The organism is Sphingopyxis sp. NJF-3, from assembly GCF_053514865.1.
Window position 1 is genome coordinate 867,244 of sequence record NZ_CM130726.1, and the last position, 17,340, is coordinate 884,583.

Annotated in this window: 17 protein-coding genes; 11 read left to right on the plus strand and 6 right to left on the minus strand. The window is 66.9% G+C overall.

Translation table 11 applies throughout. From position 1 onward, the window contains the following. Window positions 1-59: 59 nt before the first annotated feature. On the minus strand, window positions 60-3,041 hold the full coding sequence (locus ACOTSS_RS04110) for a TonB-dependent receptor (RefSeq protein WP_448690262.1): 2,982 nt from the start codon (window positions 3,039-3,041) through the stop codon (window positions 60-62). A 437-nt stretch (window positions 3,042-3,478) separates the two neighbouring features. Here ACOTSS_RS04110 and folE point away from each other — a divergent pair, with 437 nt between their 5' ends. Then, window positions 3,479-4,078 (plus strand): GTP cyclohydrolase I FolE, encoded by a 600-nt coding sequence (gene folE / locus ACOTSS_RS04115; RefSeq protein WP_448690263.1) that lies wholly within the window; start codon window positions 3,479-3,481, stop codon window positions 4,076-4,078. Window positions 4,079-4,242: 164 nt separating this feature from the next. On the opposite strand, the gene rplI is transcribed toward folE, so the two are convergent. From rplI to ACOTSS_RS04135, 4 genes are all read right to left on the minus strand, one after another. After that, window positions 4,243-4,893: a 50S ribosomal protein L9 gene (rplI, locus tag ACOTSS_RS04120; RefSeq protein WP_448690264.1), complete on the minus strand. Its 651-nt coding sequence runs from the start codon at window positions 4,891-4,893 to the stop codon at window positions 4,243-4,245. Between the two features lie 13 nt (window positions 4,894-4,906). Next, entirely contained in the window at window positions 4,907-5,131 is a 225-nt protein-coding gene (gene rpsR / locus ACOTSS_RS04125; protein WP_448690265.1) for a 30S ribosomal protein S18, read from the minus strand. Window positions 5,132-5,142: 11 nt separating this feature from the next. Further along, window positions 5,143-5,508 carry a 30S ribosomal protein S6 gene (rpsF, locus tag ACOTSS_RS04130; RefSeq protein ID WP_095386440.1) on the minus strand — a complete coding sequence of 122 codons (366 nt, stop codon included), beginning with the start codon at window positions 5,506-5,508 and terminating at the stop codon, window positions 5,143-5,145. Window positions 5,509-5,666: 158 nt separating this feature from the next. Further along, a complete protein-coding gene (locus ACOTSS_RS04135; protein WP_448690266.1) occupies window positions 5,667-7,055 on the minus strand; it encodes a Mur ligase family protein in 1,389 nt (462 codons plus the stop codon). Window positions 7,056-7,106: 51 nt separating this feature from the next. Between ACOTSS_RS04135 and ACOTSS_RS04140 the strand changes: the two genes are divergently transcribed. From ACOTSS_RS04140 to fabG, 4 genes are read left to right on the plus strand one after another with little or no spacing between them, the layout of a single operon-like run. Next, window positions 7,107-7,331: a hypothetical protein gene (locus ACOTSS_RS04140; protein WP_448690267.1), complete on the plus strand. Its 225-nt coding sequence runs from the start codon at window positions 7,107-7,109 to the stop codon at window positions 7,329-7,331. A 1-nt stretch (window position 7,332) separates the two neighbouring features. Further along, entirely contained in the window at window positions 7,333-8,160 is an 828-nt protein-coding gene (locus ACOTSS_RS04145) for an LD-carboxypeptidase (RefSeq protein WP_448690268.1), read from the plus strand. Window positions 8,161-8,204: 44 nt separating this feature from the next. Then, complete coding sequence (fabD, locus tag ACOTSS_RS04150) at window positions 8,205-9,155, plus strand: ACP S-malonyltransferase (protein WP_448690269.1); 951 nt, start codon at window positions 8,205-8,207, stop codon at window positions 9,153-9,155. A gap of 23 nt (window positions 9,156-9,178) precedes the next feature. Further along, the gene (fabG, locus tag ACOTSS_RS04155) at window positions 9,179-9,919 is read left to right on the plus strand and encodes a 3-oxoacyl-[acyl-carrier-protein] reductase (RefSeq protein WP_448690270.1); all 741 of its coding nucleotides are present in this window, start codon (window positions 9,179-9,181) and stop codon (window positions 9,917-9,919) included. Window positions 9,920-9,980: 61 nt separating this feature from the next. On the opposite strand, the gene ACOTSS_RS04160 is transcribed toward fabG, so the two are convergent. After that, the gene (locus ACOTSS_RS04160; RefSeq protein ID WP_448690271.1) at window positions 9,981-12,098 is read right to left on the minus strand and encodes a TonB-dependent receptor; all 2,118 of its coding nucleotides are present in this window, start codon (window positions 12,096-12,098) and stop codon (window positions 9,981-9,983) included. A gap of 198 nt (window positions 12,099-12,296) precedes the next feature. Here ACOTSS_RS04160 and ACOTSS_RS04165 point away from each other — a divergent pair, with 198 nt between their 5' ends. From ACOTSS_RS04165 to ACOTSS_RS04190, 6 genes are all read left to right on the plus strand, one after another. Then, window positions 12,297-13,277 (plus strand): cysteine synthase A, encoded by a 981-nt coding sequence (locus ACOTSS_RS04165; protein WP_448690272.1) that lies wholly within the window; start codon window positions 12,297-12,299, stop codon window positions 13,275-13,277. Then, on the plus strand, window positions 13,274-13,660 hold the full coding sequence (locus ACOTSS_RS04170; protein ID WP_448690273.1) for a hypothetical protein: 387 nt from the start codon (window positions 13,274-13,276) through the stop codon (window positions 13,658-13,660). The genes ACOTSS_RS04165 and ACOTSS_RS04170 overlap by 4 nt, the downstream gene beginning before the upstream one ends. Beyond that, window positions 13,657-14,805: a Gldg family protein gene (locus tag ACOTSS_RS04175; RefSeq protein ID WP_448690274.1), complete on the plus strand. Its 1,149-nt coding sequence runs from the start codon at window positions 13,657-13,659 to the stop codon at window positions 14,803-14,805. Before ACOTSS_RS04170 ends, ACOTSS_RS04175 begins: the two co-directional genes overlap by 4 nt. Window positions 14,806-15,221: 416 nt before the next feature. Further along, a complete protein-coding gene (locus ACOTSS_RS04180) occupies window positions 15,222-15,722 on the plus strand; it encodes a division/cell wall cluster transcriptional repressor MraZ (protein ID WP_095386450.1) in 501 nt (166 codons plus the stop codon). Continuing rightward, window positions 15,719-16,699 (plus strand): 16S rRNA (cytosine(1402)-N(4))-methyltransferase RsmH, encoded by a 981-nt coding sequence (gene rsmH, locus ACOTSS_RS04185; RefSeq protein ID WP_448690275.1) that lies wholly within the window; start codon window positions 15,719-15,721, stop codon window positions 16,697-16,699. Before ACOTSS_RS04180 ends, rsmH begins: the two co-directional genes overlap by 4 nt. Next, the gene (locus tag ACOTSS_RS04190; protein WP_448690276.1) at window positions 16,693-17,334 is read left to right on the plus strand and encodes a hypothetical protein; all 642 of its coding nucleotides are present in this window, start codon (window positions 16,693-16,695) and stop codon (window positions 17,332-17,334) included. The genes rsmH and ACOTSS_RS04190 overlap by 7 nt, the downstream gene beginning before the upstream one ends. The last annotated feature ends 6 nt before the right edge of the window (window positions 17,335-17,340 follow it).

Sequence of the window (17,340 nt, forward strand, 5' to 3'; positions counted from 1 at the left end):
AAACCCCGGTCCCTCCGTCGAGGGGCCGGGGTCTTTCTTTGGCGGATGTCTTCGTCAGATCAGAAGCGCACCCCCGCCGCGATGCCGTAGCGCCGCGGTTCGAGCGTGAAGATGTTGGTGTAGTTCCCCGACGACTGGTCGGTGATGTAGAGGCCGGTGACGCTGTTGGCATCGAAGATGTTCTGGATGAACCCCTTCACGAACCATTTGTCGTCGGCGCCGTTCAGCTGCAGCTGGGCGTTGACCTGGGCATAGCCTTTGATCTTGTTGACGTTGCCGTTGAAGATGCTGCCATAGCTGTCGCCGGTGTAGGCGAGGTCGAAGCGCGGGACGAGCGTCATGTCGCCCATATGCGCAGTGTACTGGATGCCGGCGCTGAACTTGTAATTCGGCGCCTGCGGCAGCTTGTTGCCCTTGATGTTCACGGGCACGCCGGCGGACAAAACCTGGATTCCGTTGGGGTCAAAGAACAGGGCGGCCGGCGTGGGATCGCCATTCGCATCGACCGCCGCGGCCGCCAGGACCGAGCAGATGCCGAACGCGCCGGTGGAGGCAATGCCCCCGTCGGCAGGGAAGGCGGTGGTGGGTTGCAGCCCGGCGCCGGTCGCGGTGTTGAGGTTGCCGTTGACGGCATTCACAAAGCCGTTGCTGCCTGCCGCGTTGCCGGCTGTGCCCGGCGCCACCGCGCAGTTAGCGCCGTTGGAAAGGTCCTTGATGATCACGGCGTCGGCCCGTCCGCCGCCAAAGTCGCGCGGGTTGCTGGTGAACTTGTCGCTCGACACCTTGGTGTGGAGATAGCTGAAGCCCAGGTTGACGACCCAGTCCGGATCGGGCCGGATCATGGCTTCGGCCTCGAAGCCGTAGATGTCGGCGTCGACATTGTCGTTGACCGCGGTGCGGGCAACGATCTTGCTGAGCTGCAGATCCTTGTACTTGTAGTAGAAGGCGGTGAGGTTGAGCTGCAGCGCGCCGTTGCCGAAGGCGTTCTTCGACCCGATTTCGAAGGCGTCGACCTGCTCTGGGGCGAAAGATTCGGGCACCGCGAACACGGGTTGCAGCGGCGGGTTGATTCCGCCCGATTTATAGCCCCGCGAATAGGAGGCATAGAGAAGGTTGTCCTCGGTCACCTTGAAATCGAGGACCGCGCGGCCCGTCCATTCGCTGAACTTGACCGTACGTCCCTGGATGATCTGGTTTCCGGGCGTGCCGGGGTCGGCATCAAAGCTGCCGACGAAGGGCGAATCGAACGCCGTGCCGGTCTGGCCGAAGGGCACGAGGAAGCTCGCCAGCGTCGAGCGCGCGAGTACGCTCTTCTTGTCGTTGTTGTAGCGCAGGCCGGCGGTCAGCTTCAGCCGGTCGTTCACCTCGAAATAGGCTTCGCCGAAGATGCCGTAGGATTTGATCTTCAGATCGTCGGTGTTGTTGCGGAAGAAGGGCGTGCCAAGATATCCTGGCGGCAAGTCGTTGGACGGGTCTGCGTCGGCCAAGGTCCCCAGGCCCGTGAAGGCCCCAAGCACGCCGGACAGATAGTCGATCGGAAAGGCGTTCACATAATAGCTGTTCTCGGTCAGATGATAATCGGCGTAAATGCCGCCGACCAGGAAGTTGAACGGTCCGTCGAAGTCGCTAGTCAGGATCGCCTCGGCCGACCAGCTGCTGTTATACTGGTTCGAGCGGTCGAACTGCAGCGATTGGTCGGAGCAAATGCTGTTGCCGCCATAACTGCCGAGTCCGCTGTCGTCGGACAAGGAGGTGCACAGCACGCCGTCGGGGCCATTGGGGATCAGGGCCGCGGCGACGGGGCTGAGATAAGCATCGAGGGCCGGGCCAAGCAGGCCATCGGCCGCGTTCTGCAGAAAGCCAAGGGCGCTCGCATATTGCGACCGATCGCCGACATTGCTGTTGTAATCCTGCTGCGCCTCGAGCTTGACCTTCTGATACTGGCCCGACACCTGCAGCGACACGGGGCCGAAATTATGCTCGATCTGGCCCTGAAGGATTAGTTCGCTGGTGAAATAGGAGGGGGTATATGCCGTGTTCACGACGCGCGGGTCGGACGGAACCGTCGTACCGGCATAGACGTCGCCATCGGTATCATAAACGCTACCCAGCGCGAAGATCGTCGGAATACCCCGGATCGCCAGGAATTCCCTTGACGTCAGCGCCGCGGTGAAGGTCGCGTCGCCGTTGAACGGCGAATTGTCGAGCCGCGTGTTCAGACAGCCGAGGATGCCGGTCGGGTCGCGCTGGCACAGCTGCTTCTGGATGCGGGTGCGCTGGTCCTTTTCGTGGAAATAGGACGCCATCAGGTCGATCGTCGTGTCCGACGTCGGCTCCCAGCGCAGCGAGCCGCGGACCGAATAGAGGTCGCGGTCGTCGATGCGGGTGTTGAGGAACGTGTTCTTCGTATAGCCGTCGCGGTTGAGGTAAATGCCGGCGACGCGAATGCCCGCGGTGTCACCCAGCGGGATGTTGATCATCGCCTTGCCCTTCATCGAATCATAATTGCCATATTCGGCTTCGGCAGATCCTTCGAAGGTGCCCAGCTTGGGCTTGGCGGTGATGACGTTGACCACGCCCGAGGTCGCGTTGCGGCCGAACAGCGTGCCCTGCGGGCCGCGCAGCACCTCGACGCGCTCGAGGTCGAAGAATTCGGTCTCGAACAGGCGGGTCGAGAACAGCGGGTCGCCGTTCAAATGGATCGCGGTCGCGCTGTCGCAGGTCGTGCCGACGCAAAGGTCGCCGATGCCGCGGATGGTGAAGCTCGCGCCGGTGAAGTTGGTCTTGGTGAAGGTGACGTTCGGCAGCGTGAGCTGCAGGTCCGACGGCGTCTTGATCTGCTGCGCTTCGAGCGCTTCGGACGAGAAGGCGCTGACGGCGATCGGCACGTCCTGCAATCGTTCCGACTGGCGCTGCGCGGTGACGACGATCTCGCCGCCGAAAGCATCGCGCGCCGTATCATCAGCCGCATCCTGCGCGAACGCCGGTGTCGTCACCGCCATTGCCAGGACCGAGGTTCCGATCAGTGCCTTGAACTTCATCTATTGCCTCCCTGTTTCGACCCCGCAATGTGCGGGGCCGCCCAACGTCAAATTGTGGTAAGGGGAAGGGGCATGACCGGGCGCAGCCACGGACACCGGACCTGATCGGTCGGGTGCCGGCATTGATCCCACCTGCCAGCTGTGCTGGTCATCGTCCTCTCCCACCGGCGTCGGGGAAAAACGCCGGCCTCTCCGGATTACGGCCCGCTCGGGCGGGCTCTGTAAGACCCCAAAGGTGCTCCGAGTTGACGAAAGCGTCAAGTCACTTGTTCATAAGAGCAAAGCACAAGAATATCGCGCGACTCCAAGGGATAAAAAGGTCCCGATTCCGCAACGTAAACTTGGCCGAAGGGTCGAAATTCTTGTCGCCCGGCCCTTGCGCAACGCGCCGATTGGCCCGACATGTGCGACATGATAGCAACAGTGAAAGCGGGGCAATGACGCAGGATGTCGAACTCGGACCCGACGGCAAGGTCGTCGTCCCGGATCATGTCGCACAGGCGGTCCGGACGCTGATCGAATGGGCCGGCGACGATCCGGGGCGCGAGGGACTGCTCGATACGCCGAAGCGCGTCGCGCGCGCGTGGAAGGAATATTGTCAGGGCTATGGCGAGGACCCCTCGGTCCACCTGTCGCGCACCTTTCAGGAAGTCGGCGGCTATGACGAGATCGTCCTGCTGCGCGATATTCCGTTCCAGTCGCATTGCGAACATCATATGGCGCCGATCACCGGCAAGGCGTCGATCGCCTATCTGCCGAAAGACCGCGTCGTCGGCATTTCCAAGCTCGCCCGCGTCCTCAACGGCTTCGCGCGGCGGCTGCAGGTGCAGGAGCGGCTGACCGCCGAGGTCGCGCAATGCATCTGGGAAAATCTGCACCCGCAGGGCGTGGCGGTCGTCATCGACGCACAGCACGGCTGCATGACCGGCCGCGGCGTCCGCACGCCGGGCGTCGGCATGGTCACCAGCCGCCTCCTCGGCTGCTTCCTCGAGGACGAGCGCAGCCGCAAGGAAGTGCTGAGCCTGATGGGCTATTGATCGGTCGGTTTCGGCCGGGATTTGCCGATCCTCCCCCGTTGGGGGAGGATCGTCCGCTTCCCACCCCAAAGCCGACATCCGCATCGGGCACCCAAGCAAAGAAAAAGGCTCCGGAACGATGGGTTCCGGAGCCTTTTCTGTCTCGTGCGAGAGAAGGAAGGGGCTTAAGCCTCTTCGCCTTCGCTCTCGTCCGCAGCGGGGGTGTCGGCCGCAGGAGCTTCCTCGGCGGTAACGTCCGACGGCGGGGTCGCGTCTTCGAACTCGTCCTCGCTGTCGGGTTCGAGCGCCGAAGCGACCGCCTCGGCCTGTTCTTCCTCGAACATGGCGGCGATGACGTCGATGCCCTGGCTCTGCATCTCCGCTTCGTCGGGCGAGCGCGCGACGTTGACACCGACGGTCACCGCGACTTCGGGATGCAGCTTCACCTTGACGTCGACGAGACCGAGCGACTTGATCGGGCGTTCGAGCTCGACCATCGCCTTGGTCACGCCTTCGACGCCGTCCTCGGCCAGCGCGTCGACGATGTCGCGCACCGAGACCGAACCATAGAGCTGGCCGGTGTTCGACGCCTGACGGATCAGGACGATCTGCTTGCCGTCGATGTCCTTGGCGCGGCCTTCGGCATCGGTGCGGCGTTCGGCGTTGTCGGCCTCGATCTTCGAGCGGTTCGCTTCGAACAGCTTGCGGTTGGCTTCGTTCGCGCGCAGCGCCTTGTTGTTGGGCAACAGGAAGTTGCGGGCAAAGCCGTTCTTGACGGTGACGACGTCGCCGATACCGCCCAGCTTCTCGATACGTTCGAGCAGGATGATTTCCATGACGCTGCTCTCCTTACTTCACGATGTAGGGCAGCAGGCCGATGTGGCGGGCGCGCTTGATCGCCTTCGCCAGCTCGCGCTGCTTCTTGGTGGACACCGCGGTGATCCGCGACGGGACGATCTTGCCGCGCTCCGACAGGTAACCCTGGAGCAGGCGGACGTCCTTGTAATCGATGACCGGTGCATCCTTCGTGCTGAAGGGGCAGGTCTTGCGGCGGCGGAAAAAGGGTCGTGCCATTGTGCTGTTCCTTATTCTTCGCCGTCGCGGTCACGGCCACGGCCGCCGCGGCGTTCCTGCTTGCGCATCATCACCGACGGACCCTTTTCGAGTTCGTCGACCTTGATGGTGAGCCAGCGGATGATGTCTTCGTTGATCGCAGCCTGACGCTCGATCTCCGCGATCGCTTCGCCCGACACTTCGGCCGACAGCATCACATAATGACCCTTGCGGTTCTTCTGGATCTTGTAGGCGAGCTGCTTGAGGCCCCAGGTCTCGGTCTTGTGGACCTGGCCCTTATATTCGCCGATGACGTTGGTGACGGTTTCCGCCAGCGCATCGACCTGAGCCTGGCTCAGGTCCTGACGCGCGATAAAGACATGCTCGTAAAACGGCATGGTTTGCGTCCTTCGATTTGGCCGATCGCTGATTTCGCGCCAATCGCGAAACCCCTCCGGCTGTCGTCCGGCTTTGCCTATTGGTGCAAAGCAAACGGGGCGACAGGCACAAGGCCTCGCCCCGAATGCGGGCGCCTATACAGATTCGGGCGTGAAAATCAAGCGCGGGCGGCCAGTTTTTCCAACAACTCCCGCCCGAACTCGGTCAGCGTGTCGTCGCGCGCGCCGAGGATCAGGATGCGGTCGCCCGGCTTTGCCGCGTCGAGCATCGCCGCGCCGCATTCGGCGCGGGTCGTCAGATGCACCGCGTCGCCGCCACCGCCGACGATGTCGGCGACCAGCGCCTCGCTGCCGGTGCTGCGGTCGACGGTGCCGCCGAAATAGACGGGATCGCTGACATAGAGCTTGTCGCCGTCGCGCATCCCCTTGGCGAAGCTCGCGGCGAGTTCCTTGCCCATCTGGCGGAGCGGGCCATAGCCGTGGGGCTGGAAGAAGAGCAGGGCGCGGCCCGGCAGTTCGGCGACGGCGGCGAGCGTCGCGGCGACCTTGTCGGGGTTGTGCGCGAAATCGTCGATGACGGTGACGCCGCTCGCCTGGCCCAACACTTCGTAGCGGCGCGCGAGTCCGGCGAAATCGGCGAGCGCGGCGACCGATTGGGCGACCGGGATGTTGACCGCGCGCGCCGCCGCGATGGCGGCGAGGGCGTTGGCGGCATTGTGCCGGCCGGGCATCCGCAGCCGGACATCATGCCGGTCGCCGGCGAAATGGACTGCGAAGCGGCACCCGTCGGCCAGCGCCTCGAAGTCGCTGCCCCGAACCGCCGCGGCCTCCGAAAAGCCGAAGCGCAGGACATTGCCACCCGCAAGTAAGGGCGCGGATTCCGCGTCGTCGGCGTTGATCACGGCAACGCGCGCCTTCGCGGCGAAATCGCCGAACAGCCCGTGCAGTTCGGCCAGGCTCTTGTGGTCGAGGCTGATGTTGGTGACCACCGCGACGTCGGGGCGATAGAGCGCGATCGAGCCGTCGCTCTCGTCGACCTCGCTGACATAGGTGGCGGCGTCGCCGACCAGCGCGCTCGCGAAGGGCGTGTCGGCGCCCGCGAAATTGCGCATCACCGCGCCGTTCATCACGGTCGGCTTGCGGCCCGCGCTTTCGAGAATCCAGCCGATCATGCCGGTGACGGTCGACTTGCCGCTCGTGCCGCCGACGCCGATCGCCCGTTCGGCATCGTTGAACAGCGCGGCGTTGAGGTCGGCGCGGGTCAGGCGCGGCAGGCCGAGCGCGTTCGCCGCCGCGACGTCGGGCACGCTGTCCTCGACCGCGGCGGATGCGACGAGCGTCTGGCCCGCCGCGACGCCGCTGCCGTCCTGCGGGAACAGCGCGATGCCGCGGCTTGCGATCCAGCCGAACTTGTCCGTCGATCGCCCCTGGTCGCGGCTGCGGTCGGAGCCCGAAACGGCGCTTCCGCGCGCCGCGACGATCATCGCCAGCGGCAACATGCCCGACCCGCCAATGCCGCAGAAGAAATAGGATTTGTTTTCGGCCATCGCGCGGCGTTATGGCCTTGGCGTAGGCTTGGCAAGGATGGTGCGGCGACAATGAAAAAGGCCGAGGCAGAAAGAGGCATCAGGCACATGGTAAGCTTGTGGAAGAAGCTTCCTGAACGAGCGGGCCAGTCAAATGATGAACTGAGTTTCTGTGCTTTTTATGCCTGGGTACGGTCGGAATATCCAAACTACCTAGATTTTCGGACGACAACCGGCGTGAGCTACGACGCAGAAATGTGGTTCGATCAAGAGCTGGGAACGGCTTGGAAGAAATAAAATGCGCATCGGAATCGTTGCCCCCTCCACCCCCATCCTCCCCGACGACGCCGAAGCCGTGCGCGCGATCGCGGCGCTCGGTTATCCGGGCGTAGAGCTCGTCTTCGATGAACAATGTTTCGCGGTGCACGGCCATTTCGCCGGCGAGGACGGGCATCGCTTCGCCGCGCTCGTCGAGATGGCGAACCGCCCCGACATCGACGCGGTCTGGTTCGCGCGCGGCGGCTATGGGGCGTGCCGGATCGCCGAGGATGCGGTCGCGGCGATGACCCCTGCGGCGCGTGGCAAGGCGTTCCTCGGCTATTCGGATCAGGGCAATCTGCTCGCCTGCCTCTATCGCGAAGGCTTCGACCATGTCGCGCACGGGCCGATGGTCGCCGATATCCGTCGCGACGGCGGCGATGCCGCGGTGCTGCGCGCGCTCGACTGGCTCGTCGCGCGCGATCCGGCGGCGTGCGAGGCGGGGCTGGAACATGGCGCGCGCCATGCCGCGTTCAACCTGATGACGCTGTCGATGCTGCTCGGCACCCCGCTCGAACCTGACCTGGCGGGGCATGTGCTGCTGGTCGAGGAGGTGAGCGAATATCTCTATGCCTTCGATCGCGCCTTCTTCCATGTCGCGACCGCGCTGGCGCCGCGCGGGCTTGCCGGTATCCGCCTCGGCCGCGTCAGCGATATTCCCGAGAACGACAGGCCCTTCGGCATGGAGGCCGAGGAGATCGCACGCGGCTGGTGCGCACGCACCGGCATCGCCTGGCTCGGCCGCGCCGATATCGGCCACGACGCGGCGAACAAGGTGGTGCCCTTCGGCTTGCATCGCGCCGGGTGAGCGAATAGGCGCGGGCCTGACAGAGAACAGGCAGGGGACGCAATATGCGCGCATTCATATTTCCGGGTCAGGGCAGCCAAGCGGTCGGCATGGGCAAGGCGCTCGCCGACGCGTCGCCGGCGGCTCGCGAAGTGTTTCAGGAGGTCGACGAGGCGCTCGGCCAAAAACTGTTCCAGCTGATGAGCGAAGGCCCCGAGGATCAGCTCACCCTCACCGAAAATGCCCAGCCCGCGATCATGGCGAACGCGATCGCGACCCTGCGCGTGCTCGAGAAGGAGGGCGGCGTGACGCTCGCCGCCGCGGCCGATTATGTCGCGGGCCACAGCCTCGGCGAATATAGCGCGCTCTGCGCTGCCGGGGCCTTCGACCTCGCGACCACAGCGCGCCTTCTGAAGACGCGCGGGCAAGCGATGCAGGCGGCGGTGCCCGTCGGCGTCGGCGCGATGGCGGCGCTGCTCGGCGCCGATATCGACACCGCACAGAAACTCGCCGACGCGGCGGCCGAGGGCGAGGTCTGCACCGTCGCCAACGACAACGACCCGTCGCAGGTCGTGATCTCGGGCCACAAAGGCGCGGTCGAGCGCGCGGTCGCGCTGGTCAAGGACGCCGGACAATCTTGGGGAATCAAGCGCGGCGTGCTGCTTCCGGTTTCCGCCCCCTTCCACTGCCCGCTGATGCAGCCCGCCGCCGACGCGATGGCCGAGGCGCTCGGCGCCAACCCGCCCGCCGCGCCGCTGGTGCCGGTGGTCGCGAACGTGACGGCGAGCCCGGTCAGCGACGCCGACGCGATCTGCGACCTGCTCGTCGCCCAAGTCACCGGCCGCGTCCGCTGGCGCGAGAGCGTCGGCACGATGGAGGATATCGGCGTCGACCGCTTCGTCGAACTCGGCGGCAAAGTGCTCTCCCCGATGGTCAAGCGCAGCGCGTCGGGCGAGGTCGAGACGGTCAGCCTGCTGTCGATGGACGACATCGAGGCGCTGCTGAAGGCGCTTTAAATTCCAGATTTCAGGAGAATGATATGTTCGATCTCACCGGCATGACCGCCCTCGTCACCGGCGCTTCGGGGGGCATCGGCTCGGCCATCGCGCAGGCGCTCGCGGCGCAGGGCGCGCGGCTCGCGGTGTCGGGCTCCAACGCCGAGAAGCTGGGTGCATTTCGCGACAGCCTCGGCGGCGACCATGTCGCACTGCCCTGCAATCTGGGTGATGCCGCCGCGGTCGATGCGCTGGTGCCCTCGGCAGTCGAGGCGCTGGGGCAGCTCGATATCCTCGTCAACAATGCCGGCGTGACGCGCGACAATCTGATCCTGCGGATGAAGGACGAGGAGTGGTCCGACGTCATCCGCATCAACCTCGAGGCGAATTTCCGCCTCGCGCGCGCCGCCGCCAAGCCGATGATGAAGGCGCGTTTCGGGCGCATTGTCTCGATCACCAGCGTCGTCGGCGCGACGGGCAACCCGGGGCAGGCCAATTATGCCGCGTCGAAAGCGGGCGTCACCGGCATGACCAAGGCACTGGCGCAGGAGCTTGCGAGCCGGGGCGTCACCGTGAACTGCGTCGCGCCGGGCTTCATCGCCACCGCGATGACCGACGACCTGCCCGCCGCGCAGAAGGAAGCGCTGAACCAGCGTATTCCCGCGGGCCGGATGGGCGAGGGCAGCGATATCGCCGCCGCGGTCGTCTATCTCGCGTCGAAGGAGGCCGGCTATGTCACCGGCCAGACCATCCATGTGAACGGCGGGATGGCCATGCTGTCCTGAACGCGAACGGGCCGGACCCGGTCGAACCGGATCCGGCCCTCGGGACGAGCGGAGAGAGGGGTCAGAAGCTCGCCCGGGCCGTCAGGCGGAAATCGCGTCCCGCCAGCGGCACATAATCCTTGGTGAAGCTGGCATGGCGGCGTGCCTCGACGTCGAAGATATTGTTCGCCGACAGGCTCAAGGTCAGGTGCCGCGCGTCGGGGAGCGGCCGCCAGCTGAGCGAGGCGTTGACGAGCGTGAAGCCGTCGGTCGGAGTTTCGAACTGCGCGACGCGGGCCTGGTCGTCGGTCCATTCGATCTCGACGCGCGCGTCGAGCCGTTCGCTCTGCGCCTCGAGACCGCCCAGCACGCGCAGCGGGGGAATCCGCGGCACGTTGCGATCGAGCCCCGCGCCCTTGATCTTCGCGCGCGTCATGTCGGCGGTCACGTCGCCGACGATGTTGAAGCCGCCGATCTGCGCCAGCCGCGCGCTCGCCTCGGCCTCGAAGCCGTAGACGCGCGCGTCGCGCTGGAAATATTGGAAGACGGGCAGTTCGTCCTCCTCGGCGCCGGTCGCCGCCGAATAGATGAAATTGTCGAACCAGTTCGAATAGCCGGTGAGGCTGAGGTTGAACGCGTCGGACTTGAGCTTGAAGGACGCTTCGGCGCCCCAGTTCGATTCGCGCTTGAGGTTCGGATCGCCGACCTCGAAGCTCTGCGTCGCGATGTGCGGGCCGTTGGAGAGCAACTCCTCGGCCGACGGCGCGCGAACCGCGCGCGAGGCCGAAATGCCGAATTTCGCGCCCTCGAAAATATCATAGGTCACGCCGAGCGCGCCCGAGAAGCTGTCGAAATCGCGATCGAAGCCCAGCGTCTGCGCGCGAACGCTGGTCTTTTCGTAGCGCGCCGCAGCTTCGAGCCCGAGCGGCCCCGCCGTATATTCCTGCAGCGTGAAAAGCGCGAACTGGTCGGTCAGGTTGCGCGGCACGAACGCCTCTTCACCGACCGCGTCGAAGTCGCGATGGCTGTACTGCACGCCGCTCGCCCCGCGCCAGCCGCCGCGGTCGTTCTGGGCCAGCTCGATTCGACTTTCGACGCCCTGGTTGGTGAAGATGGTGCCGACCTCTTCGCCCTCGAACTCGGTATGCTTGTAATCGGCAAAGCCGGCACGGATGCGCAGCTTGTCGAAGAAACCGTCGCCCAGCTCGACCTCGCCGCGCAGGTCGGCGCGCCATTGCTTCATGCCGATGGTGACGGGCCCCTCGCCATGGTCGTGGCCGCCCTCTTCGTCCTCGCCGCCATGCTCATGCGCGGTGTCGGGGCGATTGGGCACGCCGTAGTTGGTGTCGAAATAGCCGATCGAAATACCGAGCTGACCGCCGTCGTTGATCAGCGACAGCCCGCCCCCGGCGGTCCAGGTCTCGCTCTGCGTGTTGTCGATCTTGCCGCGCTTGCCGGCCTGCGCGGTGAGTTCGGCCGCTTCGTCGAGGTGCCCCTCTTCGACTTCATGTTCGGCAAGGTGGAGCAGGTCGCCGCGAATGTCGGGAGCGTAGACGAAGCCGCCGCTGCGCGTATCGCCGGTCTTGCGCCAGCTGCCGTCGACGTGCGCGACGATCTGCGGGCTCAGCGCGACGTCGATCGAGCTGCCGATATTGCGGTCGTTCGCCGCGGTCGCATAGCCGCCGATCGCGTCGACATGGACATGGTCGGCTGGGACCTTGCGCGGGATGCGGCGGTCGAACAGGTTGACCGCGCCGCCGATCGCCTGGCTGCCGAACAGCAGCACGGCGGGGCCGCGCAGGATTTCGACGCGCTCGACGGTCAGCGGGTCGATCGTCACCGCATGGTCGGCCGAGGTGTTGGAGGCATCGATCGATCCGATGCCGTCGGTCAGGATCTTCACGCGCTCGCCCGAAAAACCGCGAAGGACGGGGCGCGACGCGCCGGGGGAAAAGCTGGTCGCCGACACACCCGGTTGCCGGGTGAGCGTGTCGCCGATCTGGCCGCGGATGTCGCGCGCCAGTTCGTCTCCTTCCACCACCGACACATTGCCGAGGATATCGAGGCTGCGGACGTAGGGCGCCGTGACGACGATCGCGTCGCCGGTGTGGACGTCGTCGTCGTTCGCACCGTCCTGCGCGAAGGCGGGAGCGGACAGCATCAGGGCAAGGGTCAGCGAGGCGGAGGGGAGAAGGCGCATGCGGGAGAAGTTCCTGTTGCTTGGGGTCGGGCTGTGCGGGGCGCAGTAATGATATACTGTTACAAAAGCAAGCCTCGCGCCGGGGCCGGGGCGGGCGTTGGTCGGCGCTGGTGCCCCGTTGGTCGACAAAGACAGGTCTGGGTGGGGGCAAGCGAAGCTGTCTTGCGGTGCCCCGTGCGCCGTCTTAGATCGGGGGGCATGATCATTGCGGAAAACAGCCTGGAGCTGATCGGCAACACGCCGCTGGTGCTGCTCAGGGGGCCGAGCGAAGCGACCGGCTGCGAAATCTGGGGCAAGTGCGAATATGCCAACCCCGGCGGATCGGTGAAGGATCGCGCCGCCCTCTACATCGTCCGCGATGCGGAGGCGAGCGGCAGCCTGCGGCCCGGCGGCACGATCGTCGAGGGGACGGCGGGCAACACCGGCATCGGCCTCGCGCTCGTCGGCAACGCGCTCGGCTACAAGACGATCATCGTCATGCCCGACAATCAGAGTGCCGAGAAAATGGCGACGATCCGCGCATTGGGGGCCGAACTCGTTCTCGTGCCGCCCGCGCCCTTCGCCAACCCCGGCCATTTCGTCCACACCTCGCGCCGCATCGCCGAGGAAACCGACAATGCGATCTGGGCCAACCAGTTCGACAATATCGCCAACCGCAAATCGCACATCTTCGGCACCGCCGAGGAAATCTGGGAACAGATGGACGGCCGGATCGACGGCTTCACCTGCGCCGCGGGGACCGGCGGGACGATCGCGGGAACCGGGCTGGGCCTGAAGGCGAAGGACGAAAGGATCACCATCGCGCTGACCGACCCGCACGGCGCGGGCCTTTATAATTATTACCAGTGCGGCGAACTGAAGCCCGAAGGGTCGAGCGTCGCCGAGGGGATCGGCCAGAACCGCATCACCGCCAACCTCGAAGGCGCGCCGATCGACACCCAGTTCCGCATCTCCGACGCCGAGGGGCTGGCGGTCGTGCGTCGGCTGCTGGACGAAGAGGGGCTGTGCCTCGGCCTGTCGTCGGGGATCAACGTCGCGGGCGCGATGGCGCTTGCGCGCCGGATCGGCCCGGGCAAGCGCATTGCAACCATCCTGTGCGACAGCGGGTTTCGCTATCTCTCGACGCTTTACAATCCCGAATGGCTGGCGAGCAAAGGGCTGGCGGAGGAACTGGCGTGAAACGGACCGACGGCTTGATCGAAGCACCCGCGATGGCCACCGCCGCTGCGGCGACTCCCGCGCACGATACGATGCGGCGGTTGCAGATCGGCGTCGCGGGACTGCTGACCGTGCTGCTGCTCGTCGGCCTCGCCGGACTGATTGGCGAGCGGGCGCGCGAGAAAGCCGCGGCCGAAGCGCCGGCGGCAACCGAGGTCAAGATGCCCGGCGATCCCTCCAAGACCCCGAGCACACCACTCGAGGAACTCGGCGTGCAGCCGGTGTCGAAGGACGAGAATGAGGCGGTGGCGGTGAAGGTGCCGCAGACGGTGCCGACCGTTCCCGATCTGCAGCCCGACCCCGAATTGCAGCGCGCGCGCCAAGCCAATCAAGCCAAAAGGTGATCGCACGCCTGCGTCCGCTCGGCATCGCGGCGCTGCTTCTCCTGCTGGCGTGGTTCGCCGGCGGCCAGCGCCCGCTCGGCCGCGTCGATCCGGCGCTGGCGCTGCCGCTGCTTCTCTTGCCCATGCTCGCGCTCGGCTGGTGGCAGCGGGGCGAGCCGCGCGCGGCGCGGCAGCGCGCGATCCTCGCAACACTGCTCGCCGTTGCCGTGGGGCAGGGGTTGTTCGCCTGGCTGCTGGCGGGCCGCGCGGGGTGGGGGCAGATCGCGCTTGTGCTGGTCGTCGGCGCCGCGGCCGGCTGGCTGTCCGACGCGCTCGTTCAGCGGCGGACCTGGGCGCGTGCGCTGCGTGTCGCGGTCGCGGCGGTCGTACTCGCCGCCTGGTTCGTCGCGGGGCATGCCCTGCTCGCGCGCCTCTATCGCGCGCCCGCGCCATCGACCGACGCGCCCGTCGTCACGATGCTCACCGGCCTCCCGCTGCGCTGGTCCGGGGATGATCTGACCGCGATGATCGCCGCGGGCGCGCAGGAGGATCCGGCGCTTGCGCGGATCGAGGCGGCGGGGCCGATGCGGCTTGTCGATAGCCTCGCCGACCATGTTCCGCCGCCCGGCGGCACCTTGCTCCTCGCGCATCCGCGCGCGCTCGCGCCGCGCGACCTCATTGCGGTCGACGCTTTCGTGCGCGGCGGCGGCCGGGCGGTGATCCTTGCCGACGCGCTGTCGGGCTGGCCGGTCGAGCGACCGCTCGGCGATCCGCGCAATCCGCCGGTGACCAGCCTGCTCACGCCGCTGCTCGACCATTGGGGCATCACGCTCGGCGCCGCGCCGGTCGGCGAGACGGCGGCGCGGGCCTATGACGTCGGTGGCGCGCGGCTCCGGCTGTTCAGCGCCGGGCGCTTCGAGCGGCTTCCCCCGACCTGCGCCGCCTTCGCCGGCGGCCGCGTCGCGCAGTGCAGGATCGGCGCGGGCGAGGCGTGGCTGGTCGGCGACGCCGACCTGCTCTTCGCGCCGCTGTGGCGGCCGGCGGTGCCGGGCGCCGACCATCTGCGCCGCGCCGACACGATGGAATGGCTCGACGCGCGGCTGCGCGGGGCTGGCGCGGAAAGGGCGCTGCTGCACCCGCTCTGGATCCGCGCGCGCCAGCCATGATGACTTTGGGCTGACCTCCCCGCGTCATTGCGAGGAGCCGCCGGCGACCAAGCAGTCTCCAGCTATCGTCCCGCCGTGCCGATAGCTGGAGATTGCTCCGCTCCGCTCGCAATGACGGTCCCGTTGATGCCCCAATAGCAGCGTCCGCCTCGCCCCATTCCACCCCGATTTGCACCTCCTCGCACGGCGCGCGCGGGGATGACCGGCCCTGTATGCCCCCCATTTCGATGCGTTTTTGCGGTGAATAGGGGCTAGATTCCCTAATCTACCCTAAATTTCCCCTTTTCACCCCGATCCATAGTTGATAGGCAGGAATCGGAGAGGGGCAATCTCCGCCTGAGTCTTTCGCTTCGGAATCCCGTGATTCCGGCGTCAGGAAAGTATTGTCCGGTGGCGCGAGAACGGGGGCGACAGCGATGGCGATTGTGACGCCCGGCCGATACTCGGGCACCAACTTCGCCGCGATCGATGGCAAGGGACGCATCGCCGTCCCCTCGCAGTTCCGCAACAATGTGCCCCTCAATGCGGACGGTCAGCGCGTGCTTTGGGTCGGTTTCCATGAGAAGCTGCCCTGTCTGGTCGCCTATGGCCAGGACCAGTACGACCGCCTCTCCGACGAGATCGAGCGCGACCGCGCCGCCGCGCTCGCGCGCAATCTCGACTTCGACGAGGATGAGGCGTTCAAGCAGCGCTTCAGCTATACCGAGGCCTATGCGCTCGACGACAGCGGGCGCTTCCTCCCCAATTTCACCGCGCGCGACCGCGTCGGCGACGCCGGCGCGACCGCCTTCGTCGGCTCGGGCCGCCGCTTCGAAATCTGGTGGCTGCCGACGCTCGCCGACTGCGCCGAGGCTGATCCGGTGCTCCGGCGCCTCGCCGGCAATTGGGCCGAGACCAAGGGGAAGGGCCGCAAATGAGCGAGCTTCCCCGCGACCCCCGCCATGATCCCGTGCTTCGCGACGAGGTCATCGCCGCGCTCGCCATCGTTCCCGGCGAGCGCCACGTCGACGCGACCTTCGGCGCCGGCGGCTACACCCGCGCGATGCTCGCAGCGGGCGCCGACGTCGTCGCCTGCGACCGCGACCCCGATGCGATCGCCGAGGGTCAGGCGCTGGTCGAGGAAGCGGGCGGCAAGCTCACGCTGGTCCGCGGCCGCTTCGGCGAGATCGACCGGCTGCTCGGCGAACGCGGTATCGACGCGGTCGACGGCATCGTCTTCGACATCGGCGTATCGTCGATGCAGCTCGATCGCGACGAACGCGGCTTTTCCTTCCAGAAGGACGGTCCGCTCGACATGCGCATGGCGCAGGAGGGCGAAAGCGCCGCCGACTGGCTCAACCGCGCCGGCGAAGAGGAGATCGCCGACGTCCTCTATCATTATGGCGACGAGCGCCAGTCGCGCCGCGTCGCGCGCGCGATCGTCGCCGCGCGGCCGCTGTCGCGCACCGGCGAGCTCGCGGCGGTGATCCGCAAGGCGCTGCGCCACCCCCCCGGCGCGCCCAAGGACCCGGCGACGAAGAGCTTTCAGGCGATCCGCATCCACATCAACGGCGAGCTCGACGAGCTGAAGGCTGGCCTTGACGCGGCGGAACGGCTGCTGCGCCCCGGCGGCCGCCTCGCGGTGGTCAGTTTCCACAGCACCGAGGATCGCATCGTGAAGACCTTCCTGCGCGAACGCAGCGGTGGCGATGTCCGCGCGTCGCGCCACCGGCCCGCGCTCGCCCCTCCGGCGCGGGCCGCAACTTTCGACACCCCGGCGCGCAAGGAGCGCCCGGGCAAGGCCGAGGAGGCGCGCAACCCGCGCGCCCGCTCGGCGACGCTGCGCAGCGCGGTCCGTACCGCGGCGCCCGCCTGGTCGGGCGGCAAGACGGCAAAGGAGGCGATGTCATGTTGATGGCGGCTCGCAAGCTCCAGGGAATCGGCCTGGTGCTTCTCGTTCTGGTCTTCGCGATGATGCTCTATCCCGTGTCGCTCAAGGTGGCGGCGACGCGCAGCGAGCTCGCGCAGATCAACAAGCAGATCGCCGGCGCGCGCGATAATATCCGCTACCTCGAATCCGAACTCGCGGTGCGCGCCTCGATGCGCCAGCTCGAACAGTGGAACGCCGAGAGCTTCGGCTATTCGGCGCCGACCGCCGACCAGTATCTGACCAGCGAGCGTCAGCTCGCCTCGCTCGACCGCCTGCCCCGCGCGCGCGGCGCCAATGACGTGGCGCCTGTGCTGATGGCGATGGTCAGCCCGGTCGGAACGCCCGCCGCCGAGCCGGCGGCGCCGGCCGCCGCCGCTGCGGACAAGCCCGCACCGAAGCCCGCGGCGTCGAAGCCCGCCGCGCCCAAACCCGCCTCGTCGAGGCCGATCCAGCTCGCGCAGGCCGACACAAGCGCCGGCATCCGCTCCGACACGGCGCCGCGGATGGCGCCGAGCCGCCGCCACGAGCAGCTTCGGATGATCGAGGATCAGCTCCTCTCCGACTCTACCCTCGCCGCGCTGAAGCGTGGCGCCGCCGCCGAAGCCGGGGGAGGGCGCTAAGACGCG